This window comes from Pedobacter humicola, assembly GCF_056490705.1.
Genome location: NZ_JBWJIG010000003.1, coordinates 188,029 through 205,097, shown reverse-complemented (window position 1 = coordinate 205,097; position 17,069 = coordinate 188,029). Strand labels below are relative to the sequence as shown.

Annotated in this window: 16 protein-coding genes; 6 read left to right on the top strand and 10 right to left on the bottom strand. The window is 37.4% G+C overall.

Features of this window, described 5'->3' with window-relative positions; genetic code table 11:
• Window positions 1–128: 128 nt before the first annotated feature.
• Window positions 129–452, top strand: coding sequence for a DUF493 family protein (locus AC04Q1_RS07025; RefSeq protein WP_478363155.1), 324 nt, complete (start codon window positions 129–131; stop codon window positions 450–452).
• An 82-nt stretch (window positions 453–534) separates the two neighbouring features.
• On the opposite strand, the gene AC04Q1_RS07020 is transcribed toward AC04Q1_RS07025, so the two are convergent.
• From AC04Q1_RS07020 to AC04Q1_RS07010, 3 genes are read right to left on the bottom strand one after another with little or no spacing between them, the layout of a single operon-like run.
• Window positions 535–2,040, bottom strand: coding sequence for a PH domain-containing protein (locus AC04Q1_RS07020; RefSeq protein ID WP_478363153.1), 1,506 nt, complete (start codon window positions 2,038–2,040; stop codon window positions 535–537).
• Window positions 2,040–2,588 carry a PH domain-containing protein gene (locus AC04Q1_RS07015; protein ID WP_478363151.1) on the bottom strand — a complete coding sequence of 183 codons (549 nt, stop codon included), beginning with the start codon at window positions 2,586–2,588 and terminating at the stop codon, window positions 2,040–2,042. The genes AC04Q1_RS07020 and AC04Q1_RS07015 overlap by 1 nt, the downstream gene beginning before the upstream one ends.
• A gap of 57 nt (window positions 2,589–2,645) precedes the next feature.
• Window positions 2,646–3,620, bottom strand: coding sequence for an SGNH/GDSL hydrolase family protein (locus tag AC04Q1_RS07010; RefSeq protein WP_478363149.1), 975 nt, complete (start codon window positions 3,618–3,620; stop codon window positions 2,646–2,648).
• A gap of 299 nt (window positions 3,621–3,919) precedes the next feature.
• Here AC04Q1_RS07010 and AC04Q1_RS07005 point away from each other — a divergent pair, with 299 nt between their 5' ends.
• Both AC04Q1_RS07005 and AC04Q1_RS07000 read left to right on the top strand, forming a co-directional pair.
• On the top strand, window positions 3,920–5,290 hold the full coding sequence (locus AC04Q1_RS07005; RefSeq protein ID WP_478363147.1) for a dipeptidase: 1,371 nt from the start codon (window positions 3,920–3,922) through the stop codon (window positions 5,288–5,290).
• A gap of 223 nt (window positions 5,291–5,513) precedes the next feature.
• Window positions 5,514–6,494 (top strand): glycoside hydrolase family 43 protein, encoded by a 981-nt coding sequence (locus AC04Q1_RS07000; RefSeq protein WP_478363145.1) that lies wholly within the window; start codon window positions 5,514–5,516, stop codon window positions 6,492–6,494.
• Between the two features lie 18 nt (window positions 6,495–6,512).
• On the opposite strand, the gene AC04Q1_RS06995 is transcribed toward AC04Q1_RS07000, so the two are convergent.
• Window positions 6,513–7,760: an MFS transporter gene (locus AC04Q1_RS06995; RefSeq protein WP_478363143.1), complete on the bottom strand. Its 1,248-nt coding sequence runs from the start codon at window positions 7,758–7,760 to the stop codon at window positions 6,513–6,515.
• 141 nt (window positions 7,761–7,901) lie between these two features.
• Between AC04Q1_RS06995 and AC04Q1_RS06990 the strand changes: the two genes are divergently transcribed.
• Complete coding sequence (locus tag AC04Q1_RS06990; protein WP_478363142.1) at window positions 7,902–8,798, top strand: glycoside hydrolase family 25 protein; 897 nt, start codon at window positions 7,902–7,904, stop codon at window positions 8,796–8,798.
• Window positions 8,799–8,874: 76 nt separating this feature from the next.
• Here AC04Q1_RS06990 and AC04Q1_RS06985 read toward each other — a convergent pair whose 3' ends face one another.
• Complete coding sequence (locus AC04Q1_RS06985) at window positions 8,875–9,972, bottom strand: mandelate racemase/muconate lactonizing enzyme family protein (RefSeq protein WP_478363140.1); 1,098 nt, start codon at window positions 9,970–9,972, stop codon at window positions 8,875–8,877.
• Between the two features lie 3 nt (window positions 9,973–9,975).
• A complete protein-coding gene (locus tag AC04Q1_RS06980; protein ID WP_478363138.1) occupies window positions 9,976–10,959 on the bottom strand; it encodes a PDDEXK nuclease domain-containing protein in 984 nt (327 codons plus the stop codon).
• A 127-nt stretch (window positions 10,960–11,086) separates the two neighbouring features.
• Here AC04Q1_RS06980 and AC04Q1_RS06975 point away from each other — a divergent pair, with 127 nt between their 5' ends.
• Window positions 11,087–13,099: a thioredoxin domain-containing protein gene (locus AC04Q1_RS06975; RefSeq protein ID WP_478363136.1), complete on the top strand. Its 2,013-nt coding sequence runs from the start codon at window positions 11,087–11,089 to the stop codon at window positions 13,097–13,099.
• 63 nt (window positions 13,100–13,162) lie between these two features.
• Here AC04Q1_RS06975 and AC04Q1_RS06970 read toward each other — a convergent pair whose 3' ends face one another.
• Complete coding sequence (locus AC04Q1_RS06970; RefSeq protein ID WP_478363135.1) at window positions 13,163–13,480, bottom strand: hypothetical protein; 318 nt, start codon at window positions 13,478–13,480, stop codon at window positions 13,163–13,165.
• A 392-nt stretch (window positions 13,481–13,872) separates the two neighbouring features.
• On the opposite strand from AC04Q1_RS06970, the gene AC04Q1_RS06965 reads away from it, so the two are divergent.
• Entirely contained in the window at window positions 13,873–14,379 is a 507-nt protein-coding gene (locus AC04Q1_RS06965) for an FKBP-type peptidyl-prolyl cis-trans isomerase (protein ID WP_055905862.1), read from the top strand.
• A gap of 88 nt (window positions 14,380–14,467) precedes the next feature.
• On the opposite strand, the gene AC04Q1_RS06960 is transcribed toward AC04Q1_RS06965, so the two are convergent.
• The 3 genes from AC04Q1_RS06960 to AC04Q1_RS06950 are packed head-to-tail and all read right to left on the bottom strand — an operon-like array spanning window position 14,468 to window position 16,947.
• The gene (locus AC04Q1_RS06960) at window positions 14,468–15,097 is read right to left on the bottom strand and encodes a Uma2 family endonuclease (protein ID WP_478363134.1); all 630 of its coding nucleotides are present in this window, start codon (window positions 15,095–15,097) and stop codon (window positions 14,468–14,470) included.
• Window positions 15,098–15,137: 40 nt separating this feature from the next.
• Window positions 15,138–16,370 carry an outer membrane beta-barrel protein gene (locus tag AC04Q1_RS06955; protein WP_478363132.1) on the bottom strand — a complete coding sequence of 411 codons (1,233 nt, stop codon included), beginning with the start codon at window positions 16,368–16,370 and terminating at the stop codon, window positions 15,138–15,140.
• The gene (locus AC04Q1_RS06950; RefSeq protein WP_478363130.1) at window positions 16,363–16,947 is read right to left on the bottom strand and encodes an RNA polymerase sigma factor; all 585 of its coding nucleotides are present in this window, start codon (window positions 16,945–16,947) and stop codon (window positions 16,363–16,365) included. The genes AC04Q1_RS06955 and AC04Q1_RS06950 overlap by 8 nt, the downstream gene beginning before the upstream one ends.
• Window positions 16,948–17,069 lie beyond the last annotated feature (122 nt).

Below are 17,069 nucleotides of genomic sequence, written 5' to 3'. Positions count from 1 at the left end.
AAGCCAATATTGTCATCATGTTTTGCTTCGATTCGCGCAAAGTGGCTGGTTTTTTTATGAAATAAATGTTGTACGCTGTCAGAATTACACCCTCATGATTTGGGTATAGAATTTGATATGTTAGGGTTATGGAAGAGAAAAAAATAAATAAGGATATTGAGTTTTCTGATATCCCGGAAGGGACAAATGCAGATATTTATGCCAATTTAAAAGAGAAATTGGAAAGTGTTGAGCAGTTTCCAGGGGTTTACAATTTTAAATTTATTATAACTGGTGGGTTAGATAAAATAAAAGACTTACGTGCCATTTTGCCTGATGATGAATTTATTGAGCAACCTTCGAAAACCGGAAAATATGTTTCGATAACGGTAAAAAAGAAAATGCAAAATGCTGATGAGGTGATCGCTGTTTATAAACAGGTAGGAAACATTAAAGGAATTATGACGTTGTAAGGCAAAAAATAAGAAACATGATATGCGTAGCGGATGAGCTATCCGTTACGCTAAATCTATAAACAATAGCCTTAATTGGGGCTTACATCCAATCTTCATTTCTACTTTCAACCTGATACAACCAACAATTTACCAGTTGTTTAATTTCGGTATAATTCCCATACTTAAAATGGATCTGCCCGGCAGCAGTGTGTAGAGAAAGATGACCAACATCTATACTTTTATGCCATGGGTATTGAAAAGTAGTAATCGCCTGAATTTTATTTGGCATTACAATTTCGGTCGAAATATCCCAAATACCGCTTTTTTTGATGATAAATTGCTGGTTTACCGAAATCCGGTGTTTTCTGTAACTGATGTAGATCATTAAAATGCCGATTATAAAATAGGCTATCGCAATACCGATATATGGTTTTACCTCTGGTATCTTAAACGCTATGATCAGGAATATGGCAACAGGTAAAACCAGTTTAAAAAAAATGGGTAAATTCAAAAAACGCCAGTCGGGGATAAAAGTTTTCCCTTTTAAAGGGGCTGAACCTAATATCATTTTTAGCAGTTCATCTCTTTCAGTAGGATTACAGCCAGGTATTTCTAAGGTATTCCCCTGCATTTCATGCCCTTTTTTACTTTGGCCGAAATGTGCCTGCTTTAAACTCATATTCAGCATGTTCATCTTTTTCTGGAAATAATTCTGGCTGTATTTTGAAATCTGTACCTTATTCGGACTGATTAGTGTATTTTTCTTGGCGATCAATCCTGATGAAAGTAATAGCGTATTTTTATGCTGACTGATTTCCAATTCGAAATACTTGTAGAATGTTCTAACGAGATTGATAATCAGTAGCACCACCAAAAGGCATGCAATTAAAATAAAAACAGTGACAATAGTCAGCATGCCCGTTACCGTGCTCTGAATCGCATCTTTATCAATTTTAAAAACATCGAGCAGCTGCCTGCCCTCATAAATGACAGTGTAGAAAAAAGCAGCGAGTAGGGCCAAACTTTGTCCGTAATTGGAGGTTAACCCTACTTTTAATAAAGTCCACGCGCTTATTCTTAAAAATGGGGCTTCTTCAGCAAGATGATTTTCATATTCAGTTTCAACCTGTGTTTCAACTGTTGCCTTTCTGTTCAGTAAATGCTCTTTTAGATTATAGGCAGAGGTTTCATCGATTGCTTTTATGCTTACTTCGTCTCCATGTGCACCTGCTGTATCAATTTTTAAACCATAAACCCCAATAATTTTCTGCAAAATATTCTGGTTAATGTTCACCTGCTGAATTTTATCCAGTTGAATAATGAGCTGGTCGCGGTTAAATATTCCTTTATTTACCACAAATTCTTGTTTTTCCTTATCAAGGAAGAAAGTGAATTTCAGGTACCATAGGTATGCAAAAAAGAAACTGATCAATAAAATAACGGCAATGCCTAATAAAAGATAGGTAAATGTAGTTGCCGGCATTTTTATAAATGCTGCAATAAATACGAAGAAGGTTGCTTTAAAAATCTGCAAAAACGTATGAGCACCCATTACAATAATGCCAAAGGCCGATTCGCGCTGTGGTTTACTAAAATCGTTGTCCATTACGCTTCCGGTTCAGTCGTTGGGTTTTCAAGTAGATCTAATTTTTTCAGCAGTAAGTCCCTGATGCTTTTTGCTTCATCAATGGCAATGCCCGAAATGTGGATATGCCCGCTTTGACCACCTGCGGTAAACAGCTGTAGTGATCCTAATTTATAAATCCTGGAGAAAATACCTTCATTTAGTTCAATATGCTGGATTCTATTCAAAGGAGCAATTGTAGTAGATTCGGCAATAATCCCACTTTTATATATTACATCGTGGGTACGTACTGCATAACCACGTTTTTTAAAGCTTAAGTAGTACAACAAAAAGAAAATAACCACCAGGGCAAAGTAAACGGGGATTATCCATAAGGCATTGGGTCTAACCTCATCAACAAATAATAGTAGTGTACCAACTCCAACGCCCAGTATACCAAAAATGATCAGCAGGTTGATGCGGATAATTTTCCAGTAATGGGGGTGTGGTTGCTTTAACGGTATCTCTTCGTATCTTGGAAGTTGTTCAAGATCAATGGTTTCATTGGTGAATAGGGAATCTGCAGGCATGGCTAAAGATATAAAAACATACTAGTCTTCTATGTAGACTAATATTTAAATCTTTTGTTACCTCGCTACAATAAACTTTTTTGCCGTATTATACTGGCCTGAATCAGAAGAAATCTTGAAAAAATAAATGCCGGGCACAAAAGTCGAGGTATTGATCTCTAACGTATGTTTTCCGGTATTGAGGTATTCATTTACCACGGTTTTAACGAGGCGGCCCATTAAATCGTAAATCTGGATATTAAGCTTATCAGATTCTGGTAAAACCACATCGATAAAGGTCTGCATTGCCGCGGGGTTCGGGTAATTCTGAGAAACCGTAAACTTGAGGAAATTATCAAAAATAGCTTTGTTGATGGCATCAAAAATAACATAACTCACCAGTCTGTAGCCACGGGCGTTGGGGTGAAAGGCATCCTGATATAAAGAAAAATCGCGTCTCATCGCTGCATTTATATCCGCAAGATAAATTTTATACTCGGTTGCTAATTTTCTGTAAGCCGCGTTAATATTCCTGATGTTTGCATTTACCGCAATATAACTTTTATTGGTCCTATCATCAACAAATTGAAGTGTACATAATATAGGTACCAGTTTTTGTTTCAAACTTGAAGTGATAAATACCCGCATATTGGCTACAGTTTCGGCTACGCTACCCTTGCCGCCAATCATGGCAAGGGCATCATTAATTCCCATATTAATCACAATAAAGCCGGTTCTATTCGCTATGGCATTGTCAATCCTGAGCAAACCTTGAAAAGTAGTCTGCCCGCCAATGCCATGGTTGGTAATATCGATTAACTTATTGGTGTAACAGTTTGAAAAATTGTTCTGAAGCAGAGTCTGGAAACCAAGGCCATTTACACCTTCTACTGTGCTGGCTCCAAAAGTTACGATGTTTATGCTGTCTTTCGAATAATATTGGGCCGCTTCCGGGCAACTTACACGTGTAGGATTTTGAGCTTGAGCGAAAGAAGAAATGCGGATAAACAGAAGCAGCAGCAGAGATAAAAATACTTTTGCGCCAAACTTCATTGTTAAAATTCTTTCTTACAGGATTTAAGGATCTGTTATTGGGCGCAATTTACAAAAAACTAAATATAAATAATGCTGCTTCTTTCTTTTTTACAAACGTTAAACCATTTTTTGTATCTGTTAAAAGACGGGTTTTGAATTTAAAAAAATAGTAGGATGATTTTTTCATCAGAAAAAAATAATTACGCTCATTAACTATCTGGTTACAAGTGAAATATTTAATTTGTGTGCGTTTAATTATAGCTGCTTACTGTGCCATTTATTTGCTAAAGCCTATATTTGTCCAAATTCATTTTGTTATGCAAGAGATTAAAAATTATGTAGAAACGCACAAACAACGTTTTTTAGATGAGCTGTTTGAGTTATTGCGTTTTCCATCGGTTAGTGCTGATCCGAAATACAAAGGCGATGTTTTAAAAACTGCCGATTATGTGGCACAGAAATTAAAAGATGCTGGAGCTGATCAGGTCGAAATTTGCCCAACTGCAGGATATCCTATTGTTTACGGTGAAAAAATTATAGATGCTTCTTTACCAACTGTTTTAATATATGGACACTACGATGTTCAACCTGCAGATCCATTAGAGCTTTGGCATACGCCGCCTTTCGAACCAACTGTACGTGATGGCAAAATTTATGCACGTGGTGCATGTGATGATAAAGGTCAGTTTTATATGCACGTAAAGGCATTCGAGCTGATGATGGAAACCGGTACTTTGGCTTGCAACGTGAAATTCATGATCGAAGGAGAAGAAGAGGTAGGTTCTGCTAATCTGGGTATTTTCGTAAAAGATAACGCCGAACGTTTAAAAGCTGATGTGGTTTTAATTTCTGATACCTCGATGATCAGTATGGAGCACCCGTCAATAGAAACCGGCTTGCGTGGTCTGGCTTACATGGAAGTAGAAGTGGTTGGTCCTAACCGCGATTTACACTCTGGTGTTTATGGTGGAGCGGTGGCCAATCCGGCTACTATTCTTTGTAAAATGATCGCTTCGTTGCACGATGAAAATAACCACATCACTATTCCTGCTTTTTATGATAAAGTGGTAGAATTAACCGATGAGGAGAAAAATGCATTAAACTCTGCACCTTACGATGAAGTTGAATATAAGAAAGACCTTGATATAGAGGAAGTTTGGGGAGAAAAAGGTTATTCTACATTAGAGCGTACCGGTACCCGCCCAACATTGGAAGTTAACGGAATCTGGAGTGGTTACATTGGTGAAGGCGCAAAAACCGTACTGCCAAGCAAGGCCAATGCAAAAATCTCCATGCGGTTGGTTCCACACCAGAGTTCTGAAGAAATCGCTGAAATTTTTACCAAACATTTTGAAAGCATTGCACCTAAAAATGTTAAGGTTAAAGTTACCCCTCATCATGGTGGCGAACCGGTGGTAACCCCAACGGATAGCATTGCTTACCAGGCTGCAGAAAAGGCAATTGAAGATAGCTTTGGCAAAAAAGCAATTCCTACACGTGGTGGTGGAAGTATTCCGATTGTGGCCTTGTTCGAAGATGTGTTAGGTATTAAATCAGTGCTTTTTGGCTTCGGTTTAGATAGCGATGCATTGCACTCCCCAAATGAGAAATACGACATTTACAATTATTATAAAGGAATCGAGACCTTGCCTTTATTCCATAAATATTTTGCAGAACTGAGTAAATAAATCTATTATTTGTCGGTTCGAGCGTAGTCGATGGCTATCCCTGTTTAATTTTTTTAGACAGGGATTTTTATTTGCTTTTTTTGAAAATAAGCAGGACAGCTTTTGCTTCCCAAATCATTTTTTTATCTCCAACCGTGGTTTTAAAGATTCATTGCTATTGATTTCAATCAATGGATTTTAGCGCTTAATTTTTTAACCACAGATTTTTTTCTAAATTGGTACCATGAAATACCTATTCTCTTCTCTTTTACTTTTATCGGGGCTTACTTCTTTCGCTCAGGATACTAAAACGATTAACCAATCTGGGAATCCAATCTTTCAAGGTTGGTATGCAGACCCTGATGCGGCTATTTTTAACAACAAATATTGGGTTTATCCTACATACTCTGCAAAATATAAGGAACAGGTATTTTTAGATGCCTTTTCATCGGATGATTTAGTGAAATGGAAAAAACATCCCCATATACTGGATACTGCTGCCATAAAATGGGCAAATAAAGCCATGTGGGCGCCTGCAATTGTTCAAAAGGATAAGAAATATTACCTGTTTTTTGGTGCTAACGATATCCAGAGCGATAATGAAGTAGGTGGAATTGGTGTTGCCGTTGCCGATAAACCAGAAGGACCGTACAAAGATCACCTTGGCAAACCTTTGGTTGATAAATTTTATAATGGCGCACAACCTATTGATCAGTTTGTATTCAAAGATAAAGACGGTCAGTATTATTTGATTTATGGGGGGTGGAAACATTGTAATATTGCCAAACTGAATAAAGATTTTAGTGGCTTTGTGCCTTTCGATGATGGAACAACCTTCAAAGAAATTACACCGGATAATTACGTAGAAGGACCATATATGTTTATCAGGAATAGTAAGTATTACTTTATGTGGAGCGAAGGCGGTTGGACTGGCCCCGATTACTCTGTAGCTTACGCAGTGGGCGATTCGCCATTTGGCCCGTTTAAAAGGGTGGGTAAAATCTTGAAGCAAGATGCGGCAATTGCAACTGGTGCAGGCCATCACTCTGTAATTATCAATGAGAAAAAAGGAAATTATTATATTGTTTATCACCGTAGGCCATTAACTGAAACCGATGGTAATCATCGTGTTACCTGCATTGATGAGATGAAATTTGACGCTGATGGCAATATTCTTCCTGTAAAAATCACAAACGAAGGTGTAAAAGCCGAAAAAGTAAAATAATTATCCTTCAGCTGGATTTTATTCAATTTCCAGCTGAACTTTACTTTTTTCTAAAACAATTTTTGCCTGCTTTTTATTTAAGGTGTCAAATCCCCATGCACATAATAAAAGCATACAGGCAAGCCCTAACCAAAGCCAGTTATAACCGAGGTTTTCAGCTACTAAAAAGCCCAGATATGGACCTGCAAGTTGCGCGAACGACCAGCTTAAGGTATAACCTGCAGCATATAAGCCTCTATTGTGAGCGTTACTTCTGCTGATGACGATGGTATTGATAAAGGGTAATGTGAGCATCTCCCCGGCAGTAAAAACAACAATGGTTAATATCGCCATAACCACATGAAGACTTACAGGAGTGCTTAGTATTATATATGCAGCAGAAAATAGAACAGCGCCTATGACGATAAAAAACATGGGCGACTTTTTTGCTTCAATTTTATTGATCATCACCATCTCAAACAAGGCGATAACGGCACCATTGATCCCGATGATAATACCAATGGCAAATTCGTCAATATGCCATTCTTGTTTAAAAAATACGGGCACAATCCTGAACATTAAAAAAGCACAGGTAATAAATACGGTGGTAAGAAGGATAAATTTCACGTAGAAAGCATCTTGCCATGGTTTCGTTATGACCATATTATGGGCTGTTTCTTTGGCCTTTTTGATGAAACCTTTTACCTGTGGCAAAAATGACAGTATCAATAAACCAACGATAATACTCACCACACCCTCAACAATAAAGAGTAGCCTATAATTAATAGAAGCAATTATACCTGCAAAACTGATCCCTATAGACCAGCCCATGTTTGTAGCCAACCTATTTAAAGAATATGATCGCGTTAAAGTACCTTCTGCGGCGTAATGGGCAACCGCTGTGAAGTTGGCCGGACGGAAAGCCTCAGAAAAAAAACTGATGATTACGGCCAGGATACACAGACTATAAAAGTGGGTGAGGGTAGAGAATAAAATAAACAACAACCCGCTTATGATGGAAGATAAGACCTGTACCGGGCGGAAACCGATCATATCAGTCAATTTACCGCCTGTTGCTGAACCCAGAACAGAACCTACACCAAATAGAATAATGATCAAACCCGCATCTGTTACTGATCTATGCAAGCTTTGGGTAACAAATAGTCCCATAAACGGAACCGACATGCTTCCAAATCTGTTAAAGAGGATCACAAAGCTCAAAAGCCAGGTTTCTCTGCTTAATCCACTAAAAGAGGTTTTGTAAGTGTTAAAAATGAGTTTGAACATGATATATTTGGATGCCGTAAAAATAGCAAAAGCCAGCGTATTAATTGATCATCTGAATTCAATATCCGGTGATCAACTAAAAAAAGATCGGCGAAAAATATCGGGTAATTTTTTACAAATTTGCATCCGGAAACCGATCAAATGCCGCCAGAGAAAAGAACCCCTGTAAATAAAACACCTGTTGCCAGAAAACCTGCCGTTAGGAAAACTGGAACCCGAAAATCTGCCGCGAGCAAAAAAAAGAAAAGCGCTATATCCGTTCAGCTTAAATTGGTTATCGCTGGTTTATTGTTGGTTTTACTTTCTCCATTTTATTATGGTTATGTACTGAGAAGTTTTGTTGCCACCTGGCGCTGGGTTAAAGATTGGGGACAGGATCCCAATTACAGAACTTATGAAAGTTTTAATATCAAAATCCCCCAAAAATATACCATTCACGGTATCGATGTTTCCTATTACCAGGGCAAAATAAACTGGCAAAAGGTTAAAGAAATGAAAGAAGATGAGGTGAGTATCCGTTTTGCCTTTATTAAAGCCACCGAAGGATTGATGCTGGTTGACCCATATTTTCAACGAAACTGGAGAGAGGCGCCAAAATCGGGCATTATCTGTGGTGCTTATCACTTTTTCAGACCGAAAAAGGATGGTAAAACGCAGGCTAAGTTTTTCTTGCAGGTAGTGAATATAGAAAAAGGGGATTTACCTCCGGTTGTTGATATCGAATCGTTAGATGGTGTTTCTCCCTTAAAAATGCGGGCAGAACTCTCTGATTTCCTTAATTATGTTGAACTGAAAACAAAAGTCAGACCAATCGTTTACACTGGGCTTAAGTTTTACGAAGATTATCTGGTTGATCATTTTGACGATTACCCCTTGTGGATTGCGCACTATTATCAACCCAAGTTACGCATGGATAAAAGCCGCTGGAAATTTTGGCAGCATTCTGATAAGGCCAAAATTAACGGCATTGGTCATATAGTTGACTTTAATGCTTTTAATGGCGACAGTTTGGCGTTGGATAGGTTATTGGTTCATTAGATGAGGTTAACCGGTTAATTGTTTAAATCGGTTAACCGACTCCAGGCGCCGAATACTCAACTCCAAACTGGTATAGCTAAACCGTCCAGCTTTCACATTTTTCTAAGAAAAATTCATCTGCTTCGGCGCCGATACCGATTTCTTCAGGAACATCAAGAAAGTAACCGTTGTAAGTTAAGCCACCAACTACAGGATCGACCAAATGCCCCAATAATGCTGTATCCAAGTCGAAAAACTCCACATTAGGACTTGCCAAGGCAAAATGTAGGTTAGCACTCAAGGCAATTCTGCTTTCGAGCATACTGCCAATCATGCATTTTACACCGCGTTGCAAAGCTTCTTCATGGATTTTTTGCGCTTCTAAAATCCCTCCTGATTTCGAAAATTTAATGTTTAAATAGGTGGTAGACTGGCTGTTGATCAGTTTACGGGCATCGTGATGGTTATAACAGCTTTCATCGGCCATTAACTTAATTGGTGAGTTTACATTTAACTCCGGGAGTTGATCATCGTACCAGGTACGCATAGGCTGTTCGCAGAATTCGATATTGTATTTTTCCAATTCACCTAAAGCAAATAAAGCATCATCAAAACTCCAGCCCTGATTGGCATCTAACCGAAGCGTCAATTCTTCACCAACAGCCTCTCGGATGTGTTTAACCCTTTCTATATCATCATGAACTTTTTTACCCAATTTGATTTTAATAATGCGGCAGCCCTGACTTTTATATTTCAAGGCTGTAGCAGCCATTCCTTCGGGTGTATCAATACCAATGGTCATATCGGTTTCGATGGTACGTTTTTGTCCACCAAGAAATTTATAAAGCGGTAATCCTGCATTTTTGGCGGCAATATCAAATAATGCCATATCAAAAGCGCTTTTAATGGTGTTGTTATGGTCTGCGTAGCCCAATAAATCATTCATCCGTTCAGGAATTTCCAAAGGATCTTTCCCTTTTAATATAGCAGCGAAATCCTTCGCCATGGCAATACAGGTTTCCTGGGTTTCGCCTACAATCATCGGGAAAGCAGAACACTCTCCAATGCCATGAATGCCAGCATCGGTATAAATCCTGACCAATACATTTTGGGCAAAATGCATGGTTCCTGTTGCAATCACAAAGGGTTCCATCGGGATGCTAAAGCGGTATATTTCGGTGTGTGTGATTTTCATTTTTTATTGGTTATCTAATTCAAAATGTTGTCTGTCTTGTTCTATGATTGCTTTTAATTCTTCTTCTTTTGGTAAGTACAATAGGTATTTACTGGCAAACAACTGATTCTTATCGCTTAAAACTGAATATTTTACGATTGTTTCATCCTTTTCGGTACATAGTAATAAGCCAATTGTTGGATTGTCGCCATGATTTCTTTTCAAATCGTCATACATCCTAACATACATATCTATTTGCCCGATATTTTGGTGGCTTATATTTGTTGTTTTAAGATCAATGATGACAAAACATTTTAAAATATAATTGTAAAATACAAGGTCTATAAAAAAATCTGAAGTATCTGTTACGATGTGTTGTTGTCGTGCTACAAAAGCAAAACCCTTTCCAAATTCCAATAAAAATTTTTGAAGATGGTCGATAATCGCGGATTCTAATCTTTTTTCAGTGTTTTTAATATTTGGATTTAAACCTAGAAATTCAAAAATATAAGGATCTTTTATATAGTTATGAATATTTGTTGTAGGGTTATTTTCTTTACGTGCAGTTAAAGCGCGTTCATAAGATAAAGAATTTATCTGTCTTTGCAATTCCCTGCTATTCCAATTTGAAGTGATAGATTCGCTAATGTAGAATCTTTTTCTCTCTTCAGTATCTAATCTGGATAAAAGTCGGTAATGCGTCCAGCTCAATTCGTGACGCAGTGCGTCACGAATTGGAAATGATTTGTAAAAGCTTCTAATATTTCGTAGGTTGCTTTCATCAAAACCTTTCCCAAACTCTAACGTTAACTGAATAGACAGGTTTTTTAAAGTTTCTTTTCCATAGGCAGCACGTAGCTTTCCCTGTTGCTCATCCTCAACAATAAGTTTTCCAATTTGCCAATAAGATTGCAGCAATGCAGAATTTGCCGCACGGAATATTTTTAAGCGAGATTGATTAATGATCTCCTTTATAGCAATAAATAACTCATTTGTGCTCAATTCCATTTATCATTTGGATTTCCAACTAAAGTATAAAAACAAAAACTAAATAGGAACAGGTTTGTAGATTATTAATAGATTTACGCCTCGAAATGATATTCCATTTTCCCGCTTACATTTTACATCAGCCGCCATGTCAGATACCAATAACTTAATCCACGCTTCATCACCATATTTACTTCAACATGCGCATAACCCTGTTAATTGGTACGAATGGGGTGCAGAGGCATTAGCGAAAGCCAAAGCGGAAAACAAACTGATATTGGTCAGTATTGGTTATTCAGCCTGTCATTGGTGTCATGTAATGGAGCGCGAGAGTTTCGAGAATCATGAAGTTGCCGAAGTGATGAACCGGCATTTTATCTGTATTAAGGTCGATCGTGAGGAGCGTCCGGATATTGATCAGATTTATATGTATGCCATCCAACTCATGACAGGCAGTGGAGGCTGGCCTTTAAATTGTATCTGTTTACCCGATCAACGCCCGATTTATGGCGGTACTTATTTCCGGGAAAACGATTGGATCAATATTTTAGAAAATGTTGCCGCACTTTGGGCAAATGAACCCGATAAAGCCATTCAATATGCAGAGCGATTGACTTCTGGCATTAAAGACAGTGAAAAAATAATTCCCGCCGTTTCAACAGAAACTTATAGCAACGAACATTTAACCGAAATTATTGATCCCTGGAAACGCCATTTCGATATTGGATATGGAGGATACAACCGGGCACCAAAATTTCCTCTGCCCAATAATTGGGTATTTTTGTTGCGTTATGGCTTTTTAAAAGATGATGAATCTGTTTTTACAGCCGTTTGTCATACGCTCGAAGAAATGAGCAGAGGTGGTATTTATGATCAGATTGGTGGTGGTTTTGCCCGTTATTCGGTTGATGATCAATGGCACGTACCACATTTCGAAAAGATGCTTTACGACAATGCACAGCTTGTTAGTTTATATGCAGAAGCTTATCAGTGCACCAAATTCGATTCTTTTAAACAAACTGTAGTAGAAACCATAAATTGGGTTTTTAATGAGATGACCTCGACCGATGGCTTGTTTTATTCTGCGCTGGATGCAGATAGCGAAGGTGTGGAGGGCAAGTTTTATGTATGGGACAAAAAAGAATTTGATCAGGTGCTGGGCGAAGATGCCCAATTGATTGGCGCGTATTACAACATTAGCGAAGAGGGGAACTGGGAAGAAGAACAGACCAATATTTTGCGTAAAACCATCAGCGATGATGATTTGCTTGCAAAATTTGGTATCGATGTTAATGTGCTTTACGATAAGGTAAAATCAGCGAAAGCAAAATTATTGGCTGTTCGGAGCAAAAGGGTTAGACCAGGTTTGGATGATAAATGTTTAACTGCCTGGAACGGCATGATGATTAAATCGCTGGCAGATGCGGCACAGGTTTTAAATCATGATCAATATTATGAAAAAGCCGCTACGGCAGCCCGTTTCATTTTAAATCACCTAAAATCAGAAAGTGGCGGCCTTTACCGTAATTATAAGAACGGAAAAGCTTCTATTACCGGGTTTTTAGATGATTATGCATTTTTTATCGAAGCCCTGATCGCTTTGTATGAGGCTGATTTTGATGAAAACTGGTTGGAAGAAGCAAGAGCACTGACCGATTATGTAATCACCAATTTTACTGATCCGCATTCGCCAATGTTTTTCTATACTTCGGCTGAAAGCGAAGATTTAATTGCCCGTAAACATGAAGTAATGGACAATGTAATCCCAGCTTCAAACTCTGTCATGGCACAGAATTTAAAGAAACTGGGTTTGCTTTTTGATATTGATCTTTATACTGAAAAATCCTCAGAAATGCTTGCTGCGGTTCATCCAAAGATCAAAACTTATGGTTCTGCCTATTCAAACTGGGCCATTCAGCTATTGAATGAAATTTATGGTATTAATGAAATTGCCATTACCGGTTTGGAAACTGATGTTATTAAATTAGAATTAAGCGGACATTACATTCCGAACAAAATTACATTGGGCGGAACAAAAAGTAACTTACCGCTGTTAAAAGGTAAGCAAAGCAATGAAACAAAAGTTTATATTTGCCGAAATAAAGTATGCCAGTTGCCGGTTAACACTGTTGAGGACGCATTAAAGCTGATAGATAAATAGTATAATCATTACAAATGAATTTCTATAGGTTTTAAAGTGAACGCCATTAGAGTAAATTTACAATCATTTTTTCTTGGTTAGGTCCATCCATTGCGTGCCTTTTTTTTTAATTACGCTATCACCCACTTCTATACTATATAAATCATCATACCATCTAACCCATTCTAAATCAAAATCTTTGTTGTTTACTGTGATTGTTTTATAATACCCTGAAGATGGTTTGACTTTTTGAACTGGCCCATTAAACTCATAGTTTATCGCTTTTAATGCATCATAAAAAGATAAGAACCAATAACAACAAAAGACGAGTAGAGTACCGTAGAGTAAATACTTTTTTATCGAGTAATGTTTAATATGATTACCTCCTTTGTTTTCTATCATATTAAAGTGTTAATTTTTTTTAAATATAATTGAAAATGATTATTCACAAAAAAAATGATTAATTTCTATTCCGTTATCATAAATTAAATAAAGGAAGTTTCAGATAGAAGCTGATGGATAAATTTAGACACTCATAATATCCTGTCTATTATATGAATTATCAGATTTCTAGAAAAAATTTAGCACTAAACTTTGTACTAGTACTAAAAAACATCTTCTTTTCTGAACAATCAGCGCATCTTTTTTGTTAGGTAAATAATTAACTTATCTTTGCCCAGCAATATTTAAAAGCACTATAATAAGTTTAATAAATATTTGCCGAAATAAAGTATGCCAGTTGCCGGTTAACACTGTTGAGGACGCATTAGAGTATTTACAATAAATTAATTTAAATGAATATTTCACCAAACTCTGTAGTAGCGTTAACTTACGAATTGCATACTACTAACGAAGAAGGACAACAAGTTTTTGTAGAAAAAGCTGATGAAGAAAATCCTTTAGTATTTTTATATGGCGTTGGCATGATGTTGCCTAAATTTGAAGAGCATTTAACTGGCCTAAAAACCGGTGATGAATATGGCTTCGAACTTTCTGCTGCAGATGGTTATGGCGATATCGATCCAGGTGCTTTTGCCGATCTTCCAAAAACAATGTTTACCGAAGCTGGTGGCGAATTGCCTAATGTTGGTGATGTGATTCCTTTGCAAGATAACAATGGAAACCAATTTAGAGCAGGTGTTACTGCTGTGCATGATGAAACCATTTCAGTAGATTTAAACCACCCAATGGCCGGTAAAAACCTGGTATTTAGTGGTGTGATTCTAAATGTACGTGAAGCCACTCAAGATGAATTGGCTCATGGTCATGCGCATGGTGCTGATGGTCACTCAGGTCACTAATCAATCGATATAAAAAAGCATTCTTAGGAAGTCAGGTTTAAATGGCAATTTTGCCATTTGAACCTGACTTCCTTCGTTTATATCCCTGTTAATCCTGAAAAACCTCTTCTAAAATCAGTTTAAATCCTGGTAATACCGACGTGATGACCACTTCGCCAATTGTGAGGAGTTTTGTGGGCTGAAACTTGCCTTCATCATCAAGGATATATCTGAAAAAAGTTTTTTCCGAAGGGCTTACAATCCAGTATTCTTTAACGCCTGCTTCTTCATAAACCTCATATTTGTTGATCAGTTCCTTTTTATTGTTGCCTGGTGATAGAATTTCCACAATAATATCCGGTGCGCCAATGCACCCACGTTTATCGAGTTTTGTTTGGTCACAGATCACTACTATATCAGGCTGTACTACGGTTAAAACTTCTTTATCATCCTGGGTTTTCTTTGCCAAACGTACATCAAATGGAGCGTTATACACACGACACGGTTTCCCTCTAAGTATATTGTAAATAGGAACGAAAATGTTAGCTGAAATCCCTTGATGAAGACGGGAGGGAGCAGGACTCATCTTAAACAAGTGCCCTTTGATGATTTCTAATCGCTCTTCAAACTCAAAGCGCATATAGTCGGCATAACTATAAGCAGCAGAAAAATCCACTTCATTAAGCGTTTTAATTGCAGGTAACTCTTCTTCGGTAGGGTATGGCTTGATATTTTTCATATTCGGTATCCAACCAAATATACTAAATATCTTAGTTTTTTTAAAAATCAATTTTCAAACGTAGTCCGCCGTTGGTAAGATTGAGATTTTCTTTTGAGAAGGTTTTCATCGGAAGCCTTAAGAAAGGTTCGATGGCAATATTGTTCTTTTTGGATATTTTTTGTTTATAACCCAAAGAGAAGTTGTAAAATCCAATGTACTTGTCAGGGTCGATATTGGATTCGGGCTGCGGCTCGGTTGTTTTTTCCTTCACAATAAGTGTTTTAGAGTCGGAATAACCATTTACTGCAGGAGAAGAAAAACTCTGTACCTGATTTACGATATAATTGTTCTGTTGTGAGTTATTTAAAACGGCCAATGCAGAAACCCCAATATTGGTGTACAGTTTATCACTTATGCTATATTTTAATTCTAAAGGGATATTAATTCCACGGACCTTCGCATCAACCGATTCGAGGTTTTTGCCCGATAACGTTTGTGGTGCAGAAGCATTTAACGATTCGGTGGTACTGATTGAGGCATAAGAAACACCAGAACTTATCGAAAGTTTATTGGCAATGGCGTAAGATAAAGAGAAACCATAGTTCATGGTTACCTTGTTGTCGTTCCCCATTGCAGGGGCAACGTATACATCAGGCTGCCACTTAGAATTTTCGTTTGTTTTAGACTGGGGTTTTTGCTGATTTGCATAACTGTCTCGTGCAAGCAGATCTTCAAATGTGGTCGGCTTAACTGGTGCAGTTTTTTTCCTTTCTCTTGAAATATCAAACTCTTTTGACTTCAAGTTTGAAAGATTGATGCCTGCAACTTTCTGCTCTAATATATTGCTATTGATTAGATGTAATTCTTCTGACGTATTAACAAATGCATCGTCGCTATACTGCGTTACCACACTTTGTGGGGCCGGTTGGGGCTTCACAGTATGCGAAACTATAGCCTGATCATTTACAGCCGGATGATTTAAAGAAATAATATGCTCATTTAATGGTTTAGGAGCCTCCTTAGTCCCGGTATTGGTATCTCCTTCAGTTAAGGGATTATAGTCTGCCTTAGGTTTAATAATCGCAATCTTGTTTTGAGGTGTAATATTCGTTAAAGTCAAAAATACACCACCAAATATTAAAATGATGGCAGCAGCTGCCCATATAGGCCAGTAAGCTATCCGTAGCCTTTTATTTTCTTTTTTCGAAAAGCGCTCCCACGCACCATCAGGGTATATTTCCTCATGGTTTTGGAGTTGCGCTGTAATATGCTCAATTAATTCCTTATCCATTTTTTTCGTATGAATTAACCATGGTATTTAGGTAAAGGGTACGTAACTTATTTTTGGAGCGTGTAAGGTAAACACGGCTCGAACTTTCCGGAATGTTCAACATCTTCGAAATTTCATCATGGGCAAAGCCCTCAATTTCATATAAGTTAAATACCAGTCTCTGTGTATCTGGTAAGTGATTTAGTAAATTCAAAATATCATTAACATGAAGTTCCGAAGCAACCGAAACCTGGGTAACCGGATGTTCACTTTCTGCCAGATCATCAACATAAAACTGAACCTTCGAACTCCGTATCTTATCTATTGCTGTTCGGGAAGCAATCTGAGCAATCCAACCTTTAAAAGAGCGCTGTAGTTCTTCCGGGTTTTTTGGCGCTTTAAAGCCGCCAACATGTTTGAAAATCTTGATAAAAGTGTCATTTACAAGCTCTTCACTATCAGAAGGATTCTTTGTGTACCTTAAAATAATGCCCATTAAATAGCCATAAAATGATTTATACATCATTTCTTTACAGCTATTGTCGTTTTTTACACAGCCTTTTAAAATTTCCTCAAAACTGAGTATTTTTTTTATCACTCCCGTAAAGGACTATTTATTAAAGGTTTATCATGATTAATTTGCTTACAAATTTAAGAAAATAACACCACTCAGTTTTTTTGAGTGGTGTCATTTTTGTTTTCACAGGTAGAGTGAAATAT

Bases quoted from the DNA above. Each gene is read 5' to 3' on its own strand.
- AC04Q1_RS07025 (WP_478363155.1), top strand. From the start codon at position 129: ATGGAAGAGAAAAAAATAAATAAGGATATTGAGTTTTCTGATATCCCG.
- AC04Q1_RS07020 (WP_478363153.1), bottom strand. From the start codon at position 2,040: ATGGACAACGATTTTAGTAAACCACAGCGCGAATCGGCCTTTGGCATT.
- AC04Q1_RS07015 (WP_478363151.1), bottom strand. From the start codon at position 2,588: ATGCCTGCAGATTCCCTATTCACCAATGAAACCATTGATCTTGAACAA.
- AC04Q1_RS07010 (WP_478363149.1), bottom strand. From the start codon at position 3,620: ATGAAGTTTGGCGCAAAAGTATTTTTATCTCTGCTGCTGCTTCTGTTT.
- AC04Q1_RS07005 (WP_478363147.1), top strand. From the start codon at position 3,920: ATGCAAGAGATTAAAAATTATGTAGAAACGCACAAACAACGTTTTTTA.
- AC04Q1_RS07000 (WP_478363145.1), top strand. From the start codon at position 5,514: ATGAAATACCTATTCTCTTCTCTTTTACTTTTATCGGGGCTTACTTCT.
- AC04Q1_RS06995 (WP_478363143.1), bottom strand. From the start codon at position 7,760: ATGTTCAAACTCATTTTTAACACTTACAAAACCTCTTTTAGTGGATTA.
- AC04Q1_RS06990 (WP_478363142.1), top strand. From the start codon at position 7,902: ATGCCGCCAGAGAAAAGAACCCCTGTAAATAAAACACCTGTTGCCAGA.
- AC04Q1_RS06985 (WP_478363140.1), bottom strand. From the start codon at position 9,972: ATGAAAATCACACACACCGAAATATACCGCTTTAGCATCCCGATGGAA.
- AC04Q1_RS06980 (WP_478363138.1), bottom strand. From the start codon at position 10,959: ATGGAATTGAGCACAAATGAGTTATTTATTGCTATAAAGGAGATCATT.
- AC04Q1_RS06975 (WP_478363136.1), top strand. From the start codon at position 11,087: ATGTCAGATACCAATAACTTAATCCACGCTTCATCACCATATTTACTT.
- AC04Q1_RS06970 (WP_478363135.1), bottom strand. From the start codon at position 13,480: ATGATAGAAAACAAAGGAGGTAATCATATTAAACATTACTCGATAAAA.
- AC04Q1_RS06965 (WP_055905862.1), top strand. From the start codon at position 13,873: ATGAATATTTCACCAAACTCTGTAGTAGCGTTAACTTACGAATTGCAT.
- AC04Q1_RS06960 (WP_478363134.1), bottom strand. From the start codon at position 15,097: ATGAAAAATATCAAGCCATACCCTACCGAAGAAGAGTTACCTGCAATT.
- AC04Q1_RS06955 (WP_478363132.1), bottom strand. From the start codon at position 16,370: ATGGATAAGGAATTAATTGAGCATATTACAGCGCAACTCCAAAACCAT.